Genomic DNA, 15,321 nt, shown 5'->3' with positions numbered 1-15,321 from the left:
CCCATGCTTTCCCTCATTGCCTATACGAATACACTGAGTGCCGCGCCCGGCGAGACGATCGCCGTGAAAGTCGGCTCCTATGGCGCGCGGACCTACCGCGCCGATCTGCGCCGCATTATCCAGGGCGACCGCCATCCCGATGCGCCGGGCTATAAAGACGAAGCGATCGCGCTCGATCTCGGCGGTGAGCGGGTGGCCCGCCACCAGGCGATCCGTGCCGGCTCCTATGTTCAGATCGCCGATCGCGGCAATGTGCTCGCCGAACTTTCAAGCTTCACCCTGGCGGTCCCGGTCTTGCCGACCCTCATCGGCGACACGGAACGGACGATCTTCCATCTCACCGGTATTGGCCTCGAACTGCTGATCGATGCGGAAGGCCGAGCCTGCGCAAAGCTCGGCGATGCGCGGCTGACGCTTGCAGCACCGCTGGCTGTCAAGCAATGGATTCTCCTGATCCTGTCTTTCGACAAAGGCGAGCTGTGTCTCTCAGCGCTCACCCGGGAAAGCGAGGTAATCGCTGCGGGAAAGACTTCCGCCGCGCTGAGTCGGAATGCTCCCGTCGCCGTGATGATCGCGGCCCGTGCGCCGGGAGAGAATCATTTCGACGGCAAGATCGATTCACCCGTTCTGTTCAGCCGTGCGCTCGAGCCCTTGGAAGCCGTGGCGCGCCTGGCGCTGCCGCAGAATTTAAGCCGCTTGCCGGATCTCGTCGTCTTCTGGGATTTCTCCCGCAGCATCGACGGCACCGAGGTGATCGACGCTTCGCCGCATCAGCTTCATGGCAGGACAGCGCAATGCCCGGCGCGCGCCATGACCGGCTGGCGTTGGGCCGGGCAATGCCAGGACTGGCGGCAGATCCCGGAGCTTTATTCGGCGATCCATTTCCATGCCGACGACATGACGGATGCAGAGTGGCAAACCGATTTCGAAGTGACGTTGCCGAAGAGCCTCAAGAGCGGCCTCTATGCCATCCGCCTCGTGCCTGATGGCGATGAAGCGCAGGCCTATCATTGCGTCTTCGCTGTGCGGCCACCGCGCGCGACAGCCTCAGGCAATACGGTCTGCTTCCTGCTGCCGACGGTAAGCTATCTCGCTTACGCCAATCACCGGCTCGGCCTCGATGTGCCGGGAACAGAAGTAGGCATGGGCCGCCTCGTCGAGATCGACCGGCATCATGCCTTTCTGCAGGAGCATCCCGAACTCGGTTTCTCCTTCTATGAAGTCCATGGCGACGGCAGCGGCGTTTTCCATTCCTCGCGCAACCGGCCGGTCGTCGATCTTCAGCCGGGCATCAAAGGCTTTCTCGGCGGCCTCGGCTCCAATGTCTGGCAGCTCACCGCCGACACCCACATCACCGGCTGGCTCGAGCATCAGGGTGTCGCTTATGATGTGATCACCGATGAGGATCTGCATCGCGATGGCTTGGCGCTTCTGCGTCAGTACAACGTGGTGCTGACCGGCACCCATCCCGAATATCATTCGCTTCAGATGCTCGACGCGCTGCAGGGCTTCGTCGATCGCGGCGGCCGGCTCATGTATCTGGGCGGCAATGGCTTCTATTGGCGCATCTCCTTCAGCGACGCGCATCCGGGCGTCATCGAATGCCGCCGCTCGGAAGCGGGCATCAGGCCTTGGGAACCGGGGCAGGGTCAGTTCCATCATGCCTTCACCGGCGAATATGGCGGCCTGTGGCGGCGTAACGGCCGGCCCTCGACCGAGCTTGCCGGCCTCATTATGAGCTCGCAGGGTTTCGATCTCTCCGAGCCTTACGAGTTGGGCGAGGCCGCGTCCGATTCACGCGCCGATTTCATTTTCGACGGGATCGATCGCACACTGGGCCGGAAATTCGGCGCCTTCGGCCTGTCGGGCGGTGGTGCCGCCGGCATGGAGATCGACCGCGCTGATTTCGCGCTCGGCACGCCCCGCAATGCGCTCATTCTCGGCAGCTCGAAAAAACACACCGACATCTATCTGATGACGCCCGAGGATATGCTCGATCCCACGCCCGATATGTCGGGCACCCAGAACGACACGATTCGCGCGGATCTCGTCTATTTCGAGAAGGAAGGTGGCGGTGCCGTCTTCTCTGTCGGGTCGATCGCCTGGGCCGGTGCCATGGCCTGGAACAAATATGAGAACGAGGTCGCGCGGATGACCTGGAATGTGCTCCGGCGCTTCGACAAAAGGAACTAAGCCGCGAACATCGAATAGCTGAAGTCAATCGCCGATTCCAATTTCTGGATCACCGGCCGCATCAGATCGAGGACGGTCTCGATATGCTGTGGGCTCATGCGCGGCGAGATCGAGCTGACGCTGATCGACGCGAAAGGCTTACGTGATTTGTCACGGATCGCCATGGAAAGCGTCGTGACGCCGAGATCGGCGATGTTGCGCACCACATGGCCGCGCGCGCGTGCATCCCGTACCTGCTCGAGCACCTGCTCGACGGTTTTGCCGTGATGCGGGTATTTCTCGGCATTAGCGTCGACGATGCGCACCACCTGTTCCTTTGGCATCGCCGACAGCACGGCGAGGCCGCCGGCGCCGACACCGATGGGCCGGCGCAGGCCGACATCCGTCACCAGTGCCTTGACCGGAAAGGCGCCTGACATCCGGCTCACGCAGATCATGTCGTCGCCGCTGATCTTGGAAAAGAAGACCGTGTCGCCGGTCTGCTCGGCGAGATCCTCGGTCGTCTTCTTATAGAGCGACTGCAGATCGAAGCGCGGCGCCGCCGTCAGGCCGAGATCGTAGATCAGGGGGCCCAGGAAATAACGCCGGTCATTCGACTGCTGGAAGGTGAGGCCGGATTCGCCGAAAGCCCGCAGCATGCGGTGCACGGTCGGGACGGTAAGGCCGGTCGCGGCGGAAAGCTCGGTGAGGCTACTGCCGGTGCGGTTGCGTTCCGCCACGGCCTTCAGCACCGCCACCGCCCGATAGATGCTTTGAGCGCCTTGCTCCATCTCAGACTTCCATAATATGGATTAAAGATTCTCTACGCAGCTGGTTGACCGTCAAATTCTTTTCATATACGCAGAAACTCAAGCGTATCGCAGAATAATACTTCCACAATATGGAGTCAATAGTCGTGCTCACCAATGTTCCCTCGCGCGTATCCGCCGGTGCCCGTTTCCGCCAAGCCCTGGCTGAGGAAGCGCCGCTTCAGATCATGGGCACGATCAACGCCTATACGGCGCTGATGGCCAAGAGCGTTGGCTACCGGGCGCTTTATCTCGCGGGCGCCGGTGTCGCGAACGCCTCCTTTGGCCTGCCCGATCTCGGCATCACCACCATCAATGACGTCCTGACCGATCTGCGCCGTGTGTCGGACTCGGCCGATCTGCCGGTTCTCGTCGATGTCGATACCGGCTTCGGTGGCGCCTATTCCATTGCGCGGCTGGTGCGCGGCCTCATCAAGGACGGCGCCGGCGCCATGCACATGGAAGACCAGGTGGCGCTCAAGCGCTGCGGTCATCGCCCCGGCAAGGAGATCGTCAGCCAGAGTGAGATGCTCGACCGCATCAAGGCGGCCGTCGATGCGCGCTACGACGAAGACTTCGTGATCGTCGCGCGCACCGATGCGCTTGCCCTCGAAGGCCTCAATGGCGCGATCGACCGTGCTTCGGCCTATATGGAGGCGGGCGCCGACATGATCTTCGCCGAGGCCTTCACCGAGCTCGGTCAATATACGAAGCTCGCCACGGCGCTCAACCGCCCGCATGCGGTGCTGGCCAATATCACCGAATTCTCCAAGACGCCCAATTTCACCACCGAGGAATTGCGCGATGCGGGCGTCTCCGCCGCACTTTATCCGCTGTCGGCGGCCCGCGCGATGAATGCCGCGGCGCTCAAGGTCTATCAGACCATCCGTGGCCAGGGCACGCAGAAAGACATCCTCGGCACGATGCAGACGCGTGAGGAACTCTACGGCTATCTCAACTACCACGCTTACGAAAAGAAGATCGACGAATTGTTCGCCGCCAAGAAAGGCGCCTGATCGGCGCTGATAAAATGGGAGAGAGACATATGAAGCAGATGATCCAGAAAACATTGGGCATCGCCGCGCTATTGGCCGGCATCGCGATGGGCGCGTCGACGGCGCTGGCCGATTACCCCGAGCAGCCGATCCGCCTGATCGTGCCGTTCTCGGCCGGCGGCGGCACCGACATCACCGCGCGCATCGTCGCCGAGGACATGTCAAAGACCTTGGGCCAGCCCGTGCTCGTCGATAATCGTCCGGGCGCCCAGGGCATCGTCGGCACCAAGGAGGCGGCGGGCGCCAAGCCTGACGGCTACACCATGGTCTTCGTGCTGCAGGCCACGCTGGCGCTCAATCCGAGCCTCTATTCGGCGACCAATTACGATCCGATCAAGGATTTCGAGCCGATTGGCCAGATCTCGGAATCGCCCTATGTTGTCGTGGTTCATCCCAATCTCGGCGTGAAGACCTTGGCCGAGCTCATCACCAAGGCCAAGGCGGCCCCGGGCAGCATCAATTTCGCCAGTGGTGCGGCGGCTTCCTTCCTGGCTTCCCGTCTGATGCAGCAGGCGGTCGGCATCGAGCTGACCCACATTCCTTATAATGGCTCAGGACCGGCGATCACCGATCTGCTCTCCGGCCGCGTGAGCCTGATGCTCAGCAGCCCGGTTTCCGTGCTGCCCCATATCAAAGCCGGCAAGCTGATTCCGCTCGCCGTCACCGGCGCGAAGCGCTCGCCGTCGCTGCCCGATCTGCCGACGGTCGCCGAGCTCGGCTATCCGAATTTCGAAGTCTCCGGCTGGTATGGCTTCGCCGCGCCTGCCGGTACGCCCAAGGAATTCATCGACAAGCTCAATCAGGCACTCGTCCAGGCGCTGGCCAAGCCGGAAGTCCAGGCGGGCCTCGAAAAGTCGGGCGTCGAGGGCAAGGCGAGCTCGCCCGAAGAATTGAAGGCACTGATCGCCAGCGAGCTCACGCGCTGGACCACGATGATCAAGGAAGCCGGCATTCAGCCTGAATGATTACACGGCAGAGGGCGCGCTCCGGCGGCGGAGCGCGCCCGCCCATCGACCAACTTTTCTCTGGAGTAGAAATTGCCTCATATCTGGATCGAGACTTCCGCCAATATCGCCGCTCAGCCGGAAGTGCGGGCACTCAAGGACTGCGTCTATCAGGCGGCCCTCGCCACCGGCCTTTTCCCGCTCGGCGGCATTCGCCTGCGCTTTCAGGTGATCGACGACTACATCATCGGCGATGGCCATCCCGACAACAGCTTCGTGCATGTCGTGCTCAGGATCGGCGTCGGCCGCGATGCCGAGACCAAGCGGAAATCGGCGGAAGCGGTCTTTCAGAAATTATGCGGCCTCCTGGCGCCGCTGCAGCAGCGCCGCCCGCTCGCTGTAGCCTTTGAGCTCCAGGAGATGCATCCTGAGCTGAATTTCAAGTTCAACAATCTGCACGAACATATAAAGCGCCGGCAAGAGTCGAACTGACCGCATCCGGCTGGATTCTTCGGGAGGAATGAAATGAAGGCGACAAGGGACCTGATCGCGGGCCTGGTGTTTTCCGGCATCGGACTCGCGGCATTGATCATCGCCCGCAACTATCCCTTCGGCTCGACCCTCAATATGGGGGCGGGATACTTCCCGGTGATCGTGTCGACGCTCATTCTGATATTCGGCATCGTTCTCGTCATCCAGGAAATCATCAGGGGCAATGGCCCGGCATTTGGCGACATCGCCTGGCGGCCGCTCCTCATCATTACCGGCGCCGTCATCGGCTTCGCGCTGCTGATCGATACGGCCGGCCTGATTCCTGCCGTCGCCTTTCTGGTCGTGGCCGGCTGGTTCGCCGATCCGGCGCGGAAGTGGCGGCATTTGCCGGTGCAGATCGCCATCGGCATTGCCGTGCCCATTCTCATCTTCCGCCTCGGCCTCAACATGCCGATCAATCTCTGGGCCTTCTGATGATCGACGGACTCCTGCTTGGATTTCAGGTCGCCTTCTCGTTCGACAATCTGCTGTATTGTCTGATCGGCGTGACGCTCGGCACCTTCATCGGCATGCTGCCGGGGGTCGGACCGCTGGTCACCATCGCGATGTTGCTGCCGATGACCTATGGGCTGCCGCCGGAAGGCTCGCTGATCATGCTGGCCGGCATCTATTACGGCGCCTCTTATGGCGGGTCCTCGACCGCCATCCTGGTCAACCTGCCGGGCGAATCCTCTTCCGTCGTCACCTGCCTCGACGGCTATCAGATGGCGAAGAAGGGCCGCGCCGGAGCCGCTCTGGCGATCGCGGCCATCGGCTCTTTCGTGGCCGGCTGCATCGGCACGCTGGCGATCGCCTTGTTCGCTCCCTGGCTCGGCAGAGCCGCGCTGGATTTCGGCGCGGCGGAATATACCGCCTTGATCGTCATGGCCTTGGTGGCGACGTCCGTGCTCGTCCAGGGCGCCTTCATCAAAGGTCTCTTGATGGCGCTGCTGGGTATCCTGATCGGCCTCATCGGCATGGACACCAATTCCGGTGCGCTGCGTTACACTTTCGGCCTTACCCCGCTCATGGACGGCGTCAAGTTCGTCGTCGTGGCGGTCGGCATGTTCGCCTTCACCGAGATCATCATGCAGCTCAGGTCCCATACCGCGCAGCCGGTCGAGGCGACCAAGGTCGACAGCCTGATGCCGACGCGCGAAGAGCTTAAGGCTTCGGCCTTGCCGATCCTGCGCGGCACCGGCATCGGCATGTTCTTCGGCATCCTGCCCGGCATCGGGCCGACGATGAGCTCCTTCGCCTCTTACATGCTGGAGAAGCGGGTGGCGCGTGATCCTTCCCGTTTCGGCCACGGCGCCATCGAGGGCGTCGCGGGCCCCGAAGCCGCCAACAACGCCGCGGCACAGACCTCCTTCATCCCGACCTTGACGCTCGGCGTGCCGGGTAGCGCCACCATGGCGTTGATGCTCGGCGCCTTGATGATCCAGGGCATTACGCCCGGACCCAATGTCATCACTGAACGCCCGACCTTGTTTTGGGGGCTCGTCGCCAGCATGTGGATCGGCAATGTGCTGCTGGTGATCCTCAATCTGCCGCTCATCCGCCTGTGGACGGCGCTGCTCAAGGTTCCTTATTCCTGGCTGTTCTCGCTGATCCTCATCCTGTCGTGCTTCGGCATCTATTCGCTGGCCAACAGCTACTCGGACGTTCTGCTGGGCGCCTTCTTCGGCATGCTGGGTTATCTCTTCCTCAAGCTCGACTGCTCGCCGGCGCCTTTCATCCTGGGACTCGTCCTCGGGCCGATGCTCGAGGAGAATGTGCGTCGCGCCCTTCTCATCTCGCATGGCGATCCCGCTACTTTCATCGCCAGCCCGATCAGCATCGGCTTCCTCAGTGCGACGATCCTGCTCGTCCTCTGGATTCTTCTCCCCGCGGTGCGGCGCCGCAAGGAGAAGATCGAGCTGGAAACGAACTGACGCCCGCGTTTTTCTAGAAGGACCAGCCTATGCGACTTTTGAGTTTTCGTGCCGACGGCAAGGACCGGTTCGGCGCCGTGATCGATACGGGTGTCGTCGATCTGTCGGCGCGCCTGAAGCAGCAGAGCCTGCGCCAGCTCATTGCCGAGATGCCGCGCGCCGATATCCAGGCGGAGATCGCCAGAGTGAGCGCCGATTTCTCCCTCTCCGACATCGACTATCTCGTCCCGGTTCCCGATGCCGACAAGATCATCTGCGTCGGCGTTAATTATGCCGACCGCAATGCCGAATATAAAGACGGCTCCGAGCTTCCCAAATTCCCGAGCCTGTTCCTGCGCAGCCGCGGCTCCTTTGTCGGCCATGGCCAGGCTTTGTTGCTGCCGCCCGAGTCGCCGCAATTCGACTATGAGGGCGAGATCGTCCTGGTGATCGGCAAAGGTGGGCGCCGCATCCCGGCGGAATCGGCGCTGGATCATATTTTCGGTCTCACCATCTGTAATGAAGGCAGCGTGCGCGACTGGATGCGCCACGCCAAGTTCAATGTCACGCAGGGCAAGAACTTCCACGCCTCGGGCAGCATCGGCCCGTGGATCGAGGTTCTCGACGATCGCGCCACGCTCGCGGCGCTCGATATCCGGACCTGGGTCAATGACGAGTTGCGCCAGGAGGAGAGCATCGCCCGCATGATGTTCCCCTTCACCTACCTGATCAATTATATCTCGACCTTCATGGAGCTGGTGCCGGGCGACATGATCGTGACCGGCACGCCGACCGGATCCGGCGCGCGCTTCGACCCACCGCGTTATCTGGTCGATGGCGATGTGGTACGCGTCGCGGTGGCGGGCGTCGGAACGCTCGAAAACCGCGTCCAGGCGGAGAGACGATAGAGGAACATCTTCATGATGACGTCCGAACAGATCACGGCGGCTGCCGCGGCGCTCGACCAGGCCGAGCGCGACCGCCGCCAGATCGGCCTCTTGAGCCTAGCCCATCCGGGCATCGATCTCGACGACGCCTATAGAATCCAGGCGGCCTGGATGGATCGCAAGCAGGCGCAGGGCCATCGTCCTATCGGCTGGAAGATCGGCCTGACCTCGCGCGCGATGCAGCAGGCCCTCAATATCGATACGCCCGATTCCGGCGTTATCCTCGAGTCCATGGCTTTCGACGACGGCGCTATCATCTCCCCCGACCGCTTCATCCAGCCACGGGTCGAGGCCGAGATCGCTTTCATCATGAAGTCATCCTTGCGCGGGCCGGGTGTGACACTCTTCGATGTGCTCGACGCGACGAACTACATTTCACCGGCGCTCGAGATCCTCGACACACGCATCCTGCGCAGCGACCCCCAGACCGGCAAGATGCGGACCGTCTTCGACACCATTGCCGACAATGCCGCCAATGCCGGCATCGTGCTGGGCGGACGGCCGATGCGGCCGGTCGAAACCGATCTGCGCTGGCTCGGCGCCATCGTCTCGCGCAATGGCGCGGTCGAGGAGACGGGCCTCGCCGCCGGTGTCCTCAATCATCCGGCCCGCGGCATCGCCTGGCTGGCCAATCGCCTGTCGGCCTATGGCGGTGAGATCGCGGCCGGGCAGGTGGTGCTCTCGGGCTCCTTCATTCGCCCGGTGGAATGTCCGCACGGCTCCACCATTGTTGCCGATTTCGGCGCCCTGGGCAGCGTCAGCTGCCATTTCGCGTGAGGATGTCGATGCCGGCCCCGCAGAACCAGTTCAAGCAGCGCCTTCACGCGGGCGAGCGCCAGATCGGCCTGTGGCTTGGCCTCGCCGATCCTTATGCGGCGGAGCTCATCGCCGGCGCCGGCTTCGACTGGCTGGTGATCGACGGCGAGCATGCGCCCAATGACCTGCGCTCGACCTTGGCGCAATTGCAGGCACTGTCGACGCACACCGTCAGCGCCGTCTGCCGGCCGCCGGTGGGTGAGAGCTGGATGATCAAGCAACTCCTCGATATCGGCTGCCAGACAATCCTTGTCCCCATGGTCGAGACCGCCGAACAGGCAAAGGATCTCGTGCGCGCGGTGAAATACCCGCCGCACGGCATAAGGGGCGTCGGCGCCGGCCTTGCGAGGGCGTCGCGCTTCAACGCCATTCCGGACTACCTGGTGACCGCCGACGAGCAGACCTGCCTGCTGGTGCAGCTCGAGACTCTCGCCGGCCTCGATCAGCTCGAGGCGATCGCGGCGGTGGACGGCGTCGACGGCATCTTCATCGGCCCGGCCGATCTCGCCGCCGATATGGGGTATCTGGGACGGCCGGGTCATGCGGAAGTCCAGGCGAGGGTCGAGGACGCCATCACCCGCATCGTCGCCACCGGCAAGGCCGCCGGTATCCTCACCTCGGATCAGCAGCTGGCGCGCCGTTATCTGGAACTCGGCGCCCGCTTTGTGGCGGTCGGCTCCGATATCGGACTGATCGGCACGGCCGCGCGCCAGCTCGCCGCCGCCTATCGCTGACGCACGATCGTTCAAGACCGCCTCGATCGTCCGGGACTAGCCTGGGCCGGTGCTGCAGGAATTTTCCCTTTCCGGCCTTGTCACCCTGCTGGTCTCTGCCGCGGTTCTGATGGCCAGTCCGGGGCCGACCACCGTGAGCATCACCGCCACGGCGGCCGCCTTCGGCTTGCGCCATTCGCTCGGCTATTGGGCCGGTATCAATCTCGGCACTATCCTGGTGCTTCTGGCGGTCGCCCTGGGCGCCACCGCTCTTCTTCATGAACTGCCGCGGCTTTCCTTCACCGTCAGCCTCGCCGCCACGCTCTACATGCTGTACCGCGCCTGGCGCATCGCCACGGCGCCGCCTTTGTCCGCGGCTGCGGCTGCGGGCAGGGCGTCCGGGTGGTTGGCGGGGCTCAGCCTGGCGGTTGCCAATCCCAAGGCCTATCTCGCCATTGGCGCCGTCTATGCCCAGTCGACCCTTCTGGCCGGACGGCCGCTGCCGGATGCATTGCTCAAATGCGTAGTTCTCGCTGTCGCGATCATCGCCATCCATACGCTCTGGGCGCTCGCCGGATCGTCCCTCACCAGCATCCTCAGCCATCCCCTGGCGGCGCGGATACTGAATATCGGCCTTGCCTGTCTCTTAATTCTGATCGTCCTGATCGGGTTCCTTTAGGTCATGCATCTGTTGGCGTGGCGCTACCCCCCAAATGGGGGGTGCTGACTGGCGCTCGATTCACGCACCTTGATGGCAGAGGGCTTGGGGGGCGGCCGGAAGGCCGACAGGAGATTGCAATGGCGACACAAGTGCAGTTCGAGAGGGACTATGCGGCGTTCGGCAGTGAGGCGCGGCCGTTCGAGATGGAAGACGCGGTGGGTTTCGTCATCGCGGAATTTTCGCTTCATGATGGCTGCCCGTTCTATCCGATCGGCGCCGTTCTCGGGGCCAAGATATCGACCGTCTGGCTGGGCGAAGGGGTGTCGCCCGAAGGCGATGAAAGCCGTCACGCCATCATCTTCAAGATGCGCGAGGACTATCCCTTCTTCGAGATCGTCATGCGCGGCAAGGACGGGGCACGCTGGGGCGGCAGCCTCTATGGGCAGGTGCTGGAAGTCACCGACGAAGTGATTGCCGGCCACCGCGTGCTCATCGTCACGGCCGATGACACGAAGGTGCGGTATGAATTCAATGCGCGCCTGGGACAGTATGTCAGCTGCATCTGCTGCGATGATGTGATGCCGACGATGCGGATCGCCAGATCCCAGCTCCACTGACGGTTGATCCAAGTCTTCTCTGCGATCTCTCGACCGCTGCGGTCTCCCCTGATTGATGATATATCAGGCCGCCCGCAGCGGCCCCGCCAGCACGCGCTCCCGCGCATTACCGGATGGCGACCCTGCGTCCCACGCGGGTTGATTTGGCGCTTGCCTTAAGTCATCATGATAACATACATAGTACTCATACACTGAATAATAACGAGGAAATGCCCATGGAGAAACTGCGATTGGTCCTCGCCGGACTTTGCGCGCTGGTGCTGCTGGCGTTCAGCCAGGCGCTCGCCGCCGAACCGCCTGAAAAAGCCAAGATCGACTGGCAGCAATTCAAAGGCCAATCGATCGAGCTCTTCCTTGTGAAGCATCCGTGGACCGAGGCGATCGAGCCCTTCCTGCCGGAATTCGAGAAGCTCTCTGGTATCAAGCTCAACCTCACCACCGTCGCCGAGGACGCTTATTGGGACAAATCCCAGCTCGGCCTCGCCTCCACCAAGCCGCCTTTCGACGTCTTCTTCCTGTCGATGGGCCTCAATGGCTACACCGCCTATCAGAACAAGTGGCTGGCCAAGCTCAACGACGCGTTCGATAATCCCAAGCTGACCGACAAGGCCTGGTACCAGTATGAGGACTTCTCGCCCGCCGCGGCCTCGGCCTTCCATCTGCCGGACCCGTCGAGCCCCGACATGTATGGCGTGCCGATGTCGACCGAAGTCTACATGTTCTTCTACCGCAAGGACCTCTTCCAGGAGAACAATATCGACGTCGCCAGCCTCACCACGATGGACCAGTGGCTGGAGGCTCTGCGCAAGCTCAAGCTGCCGGAAGGCACCTATCCGGCCTCGTTGCGCGGCGGCGGGCTCGGCATCCTGGACGAGCTCAATGCCGTGGTCGCCAACAGCTGGGGCAATGCGCCATACCCTAAGGACCGCTTCGTCTATTTCGACGACAAATGGGCGCCGCGCTTCACTGATCCCAAGGTGAAGGATGGCTTCGCTGACTGGGCCGAACTGATGAAGATGTCGGCGCCAGGCGTCACCTCCTTCGACTGGTACGAAGCCACTACGCAATTCGCGCAAGGCAAGGCCGCCACTTTCGGACCCGATGCGAGCCTCTTCGCCTCGATCTTCCTCGATCCCAAGCAGTCGACGGTCGCCGACAAGGTTGGTTTCAAGGCTCTGCCGGCGGGTTCCGCCGATGGCGCCCGCACTGCCATGTGGTCCTGGGGCCTGAGCATTCCGGAACGCTCCGAGAAAAAGGATGCCGCCTGGCTGTTCGTCCAATGGGCGACGAGCCCCTATATCGCCGCACGCGTCGGCGAGAAGACCATGGCCTCGGCGCGCCAGTCGACCTGGGCCGATCCTGACTATCAGAAGAAGCTGCCCGAGGGCTTCGGCGCCGCGGTGGGCGACTCCCTGAAAGTGGCCCAGCCCTCGATCATGTATCTCGCCTCTGCCGACCAGGTGGTGCAGGGCATGCTCGACGCGCTGCATGCGATCTATCAGGGCACGCCGGTGGATGACGCGATGCAGGAGCTGCAGGATAAGGCGACCGAGGTCGTCACCCAGGCCGGGCTCTACAAGCCGTGAACAAGCTGGGCGCGGCGGATCAGTGGTCCGCCCGCCCTTCCCCTCTTTTTTAGAAGCCTTTCTTTTTCCAGGCAGGCATGAAGCGCCGCATCCCCATTCTTTTCCTGCTGCCCGCGGCCGCCGTCCTCTTTCTGATCGCCGCCTATCCCGTGGGCTTCGGCCTGTGGGCGGGCCTTCATCAATGGAACTGGGCGCTGGGCCAAGCCGAGAGCTGGAGCTTCATCGGCCTCGACAACTACGCCCAGGTCTTCGCCAACAAGGCCTTCTGGAATTCGATCAAGGTCACCATCACTTTCACGGCGATTGCCGTGACACTGCAGCTCATTCTCGGCCTCGGCATCGCCATCCTGCTGCACAATAATATGCGGGCATCGTGGTTCTTCCGCTCGGCTGTGGTCTTTCCGCTGATGGTGTCGGATATCGTTGCGGCCGTCATCTTCTCGACCATCCTCGATCCCAATCTGGGGATACTCAACTATGCCTTGAGCGTGGTCGGGCTGCCGGGTCCGAACTGGATCGGCAATCCGAACCTCGTCATCATTACTTTGTCGCTCGTCGACACCTGGTGGCAGACCGGCAATATCATTCTCATCCTGCTCGCCGGCATGACCAGCATTCCGCAGGACCGCATCGACATGGCCTCGATCGACGGCGCCAGCGGCTGGCGCATGTTCTTCCACATCACCTTGCCGGCTTTGAAACCCTTCATCCTGGTGGCGCTCGTCTTCCGCACCATCGACGCACTTCGCGTCTTTGCGCTCGCCTGGGCCATCACCAAAGGCGGCCCCTTGCGCGCCACCGAAGTGTCGCAGCTCTATATTTTCAAGCAGGGCATCGGCGGCGCCTACAATATGGGTTATGCCTCGGCTGCTGCCACGGTCTTCGCGATCTTCGTCGGTCTCGTTGCCGGCATCTATCTGCTCGCCATGCGGAGGGCGCCGGCATGAGGATCAAGCGGCGCACCTTAGGCCAGATCGCCTCCTTCACGACCCTGGCGCTGATTTCCGCCGTATTCCTGGCGCCCGTCATCTGGATCGCGCTGACCGCGCTCAAGACGCAGCGCGAGGCGCTGGCGCTGCCGCCGGTCTGGTCCTTCACACCGCAATGGCACAATTTCATCGAGGCCTGGCAGTCCAATGACTTCGCCAAGTCTTTCCTCATCACGACATCGGTGTCGATCTTCTCGGTGGCGCTGACGCTGGCGCTTTCGATTCCCTTAGGATACGTCCTGGCGCGTTATCGCCGCGGCTGGCTCTCAGCCTTCGAGGTCGCCATCATGGTGGTGCGCATGCTGCCGGAAATCCTGTTCATGCTGCCGCTTTATGTGATCTACCAGAAGACGGCGTTGTTCGACACGCAGATCGGTATCATCCTCGCCTTCCAGATCTTCAACATTCCATATTGCGCCTGGCTCACCCGGCAATTCATCTCGGAAGTGCCGCCCGAGCTCGACGAGGCGGCGCTGCTCGATGGCGCCTCGCTCTGGCAGGTCCTGTGGTTCGTCATCGTGCCCACCATCAGGCCGGGTATCGTCGCGGCGGCGGTGTTGTCCTTCATTGCGGTCTGGACCAACCTTCTGCTGCCGCTGGCGCTCACCTACAGTGAAACGCCGATGGTCGCGACCACCATCGCCAATTTCAAAGGCTACGGCTCCTTCAACTGGCCGGTCATGGCGGCCGCCGCGATCATTTCGCTGTTGCCGCAATTCATCTTTTTCCTCTTCGCGCAGAAATACATCGTCAAGGGCCTGACCCTCGGGGCGGTCAAAGGTTGATGGGAGACAGCATGCTTGATTTGTTGAAAATGGATGGTCGCATCGCCGTGGTGACGGGCGCGGGCCAGGGCATGGGCAAGGAGATCGCCAAGGCGCTGGCCTCGCTCGGTGCCACGGTGGTCGTCGCCGAGCTGTCGCCGAAGACGGGCGAGGCGACGGCGCGTGATATTATCGCTGCCGGCGGCAAGGCCGAGTTCCGCCAGATGGATGTACGCGATACGAAATCGGTGATTGCCGCCGCCGACTATATCAAGGAACGCCATGGCCGCCTCGACATCGCGGTCAACAATGCCGGCATCGTCAAGAATGCCGCGACGCTTGAAACTTCGGATGCCGACTGGCTCGAGGTGATCGAGGTCAATCTCAATGGCGTGTTCCGCTGCTGCCGCGAGTTCGGCCGGCTGATGGTGGCGCAGAACAAGGGCGTCATCGTCAATATGTCGTCGAACAGCGCCGTCATCGTCGACCGCCCGCAGGTACAGCCCGCTTACAACGCCTCGAAGGCCGGCGTATCGCAGCTGACCAAGTCGCTCGCCGTCGAATGGGCGCCGCATAATATCCGCGTCAACGCGATCGCGCCCGGCTATATCGACACCGCGCTCACCGATGCCGGCAAGGGCCAGGCCGAATGGATCAAGTTCTGGATGAGCATGACGCCGATGAACCGCTTCGGTAAGCCGGAAGAAGTAGCGCCCTTGGCCGCCTTCCTCGCTTCCGATGCCGCGAGCTACATCACCGGCGCCGTCTATCTCATCGATGGCGGCTATACGGTCTGGTAGGCTC

16 protein-coding genes are annotated in these 15,321 nt (G+C 62.4%); 15 read left to right on the top strand and 1 reads right to left on the bottom strand.

Going from position 1 to position 15,321, the window contains the following annotated elements; translation table 11 throughout:
- Positions 1 to 3: 3 nt before the first annotated feature.
- Positions 4 to 2,193: a N,N-dimethylformamidase beta subunit family domain-containing protein gene (locus tag JHL16_RS30285; protein ID WP_200188598.1), complete on the top strand. Its 2,190-nt coding sequence runs from the start codon at positions 4 to 6 to the stop codon at positions 2,191 to 2,193.
- Here the strand turns inward: JHL16_RS30285 and JHL16_RS30280 are convergent.
- Complete coding sequence (locus JHL16_RS30280; RefSeq protein ID WP_200188597.1) at positions 2,190 to 2,963, bottom strand: IclR family transcriptional regulator; 774 nt, start codon at positions 2,961 to 2,963, stop codon at positions 2,190 to 2,192. The two genes, JHL16_RS30285 and JHL16_RS30280, sit on opposite strands and share 4 nt — an antisense overlap.
- A gap of 125 nt (positions 2,964 to 3,088) precedes the next feature.
- Between JHL16_RS30280 and prpB the strand changes: the two genes are divergently transcribed.
- The 14 genes from prpB (at position 3,089) to JHL16_RS30210 (ending at position 15,317) form a co-directional block, all read left to right on the top strand.
- Positions 3,089 to 3,997, top strand: a complete 909-nt coding sequence (gene prpB / locus JHL16_RS30275; protein WP_348647300.1) for a methylisocitrate lyase — start codon at positions 3,089 to 3,091, stop codon at positions 3,995 to 3,997.
- 29 nt (positions 3,998 to 4,026) lie between these two features.
- Positions 4,027 to 5,001, top strand: a complete 975-nt coding sequence (locus JHL16_RS30270; protein ID WP_200188595.1) for a Bug family tripartite tricarboxylate transporter substrate binding protein — start codon at positions 4,027 to 4,029, stop codon at positions 4,999 to 5,001.
- 72 nt (positions 5,002 to 5,073) lie between these two features.
- Positions 5,074 to 5,472 (top strand): 5-carboxymethyl-2-hydroxymuconate Delta-isomerase, encoded by a 399-nt coding sequence (locus tag JHL16_RS30265; protein ID WP_200188594.1) that lies wholly within the window; start codon positions 5,074 to 5,076, stop codon positions 5,470 to 5,472.
- Positions 5,473 to 5,505: 33 nt separating this feature from the next.
- Positions 5,506 to 5,946 carry a tripartite tricarboxylate transporter TctB family protein gene (locus JHL16_RS30260; RefSeq protein ID WP_200188593.1) on the top strand — a complete coding sequence of 147 codons (441 nt, stop codon included), beginning with the start codon at positions 5,506 to 5,508 and terminating at the stop codon, positions 5,944 to 5,946.
- The gene (locus tag JHL16_RS30255; RefSeq protein WP_200188592.1) at positions 5,946 to 7,445 is read left to right on the top strand and encodes a tripartite tricarboxylate transporter permease; all 1,500 of its coding nucleotides are present in this window, start codon (positions 5,946 to 5,948) and stop codon (positions 7,443 to 7,445) included. Before JHL16_RS30260 ends, JHL16_RS30255 begins: the two co-directional genes overlap by 1 nt.
- A 29-nt stretch (positions 7,446 to 7,474) precedes the next feature.
- The gene (locus tag JHL16_RS30250) at positions 7,475 to 8,332 is read left to right on the top strand and encodes a fumarylacetoacetate hydrolase family protein (protein WP_200188591.1); all 858 of its coding nucleotides are present in this window, start codon (positions 7,475 to 7,477) and stop codon (positions 8,330 to 8,332) included.
- A 12-nt stretch (positions 8,333 to 8,344) separates the two neighbouring features.
- On the top strand, positions 8,345 to 9,148 hold the full coding sequence (gene hpaH, locus JHL16_RS30245) for a 2-oxo-hept-4-ene-1,7-dioate hydratase (RefSeq protein WP_200188590.1): 804 nt from the start codon (positions 8,345 to 8,347) through the stop codon (positions 9,146 to 9,148).
- Positions 9,149 to 9,156: 8 nt separating this feature from the next.
- Positions 9,157 to 9,921 (top strand): 4-hydroxy-2-oxoheptanedioate aldolase, encoded by a 765-nt coding sequence (gene hpaI / locus JHL16_RS30240; protein WP_200188589.1) that lies wholly within the window; start codon positions 9,157 to 9,159, stop codon positions 9,919 to 9,921.
- Between the two features lie 49 nt (positions 9,922 to 9,970).
- Positions 9,971 to 10,579 (top strand): LysE family translocator, encoded by a 609-nt coding sequence (locus JHL16_RS30235; RefSeq protein ID WP_348647299.1) that lies wholly within the window; start codon positions 9,971 to 9,973, stop codon positions 10,577 to 10,579.
- Between the two features lie 119 nt (positions 10,580 to 10,698).
- Positions 10,699 to 11,178 (top strand): hypothetical protein, encoded by a 480-nt coding sequence (locus JHL16_RS30230; RefSeq protein WP_200188588.1) that lies wholly within the window; start codon positions 10,699 to 10,701, stop codon positions 11,176 to 11,178.
- 215 nt (positions 11,179 to 11,393) lie between these two features.
- Positions 11,394 to 12,764, top strand: coding sequence for an extracellular solute-binding protein (locus tag JHL16_RS30225; RefSeq protein ID WP_200188587.1), 1,371 nt, complete (start codon positions 11,394 to 11,396; stop codon positions 12,762 to 12,764).
- A 77-nt stretch (positions 12,765 to 12,841) separates the two neighbouring features.
- Positions 12,842 to 13,711, top strand: coding sequence for a carbohydrate ABC transporter permease (locus tag JHL16_RS30220; RefSeq protein WP_200188586.1), 870 nt, complete (start codon positions 12,842 to 12,844; stop codon positions 13,709 to 13,711).
- A complete protein-coding gene (locus tag JHL16_RS30215) occupies positions 13,708 to 14,538 on the top strand; it encodes a carbohydrate ABC transporter permease (RefSeq protein WP_200188585.1) in 831 nt (276 codons plus the stop codon). Before JHL16_RS30220 ends, JHL16_RS30215 begins: the two co-directional genes overlap by 4 nt.
- A gap of 11 nt (positions 14,539 to 14,549) precedes the next feature.
- On the top strand, positions 14,550 to 15,317 hold the full coding sequence (locus JHL16_RS30210; RefSeq protein WP_200188584.1) for an SDR family NAD(P)-dependent oxidoreductase: 768 nt from the start codon (positions 14,550 to 14,552) through the stop codon (positions 15,315 to 15,317).
- Positions 15,318 to 15,321: the final 4 nt, after the last annotated feature.

Origin of the sequence: Taklimakanibacter albus, assembly GCF_016595235.1 — a bacterium.
Classification (GTDB): domain Bacteria; phylum Pseudomonadota; class Alphaproteobacteria; order Rhizobiales; family Aestuariivirgaceae; genus Taklimakanibacter; species Taklimakanibacter albus.
Note: the sequence above shows the minus strand (reverse complement) of the source record. Positions and strands in the feature narration are given on the sequence as shown.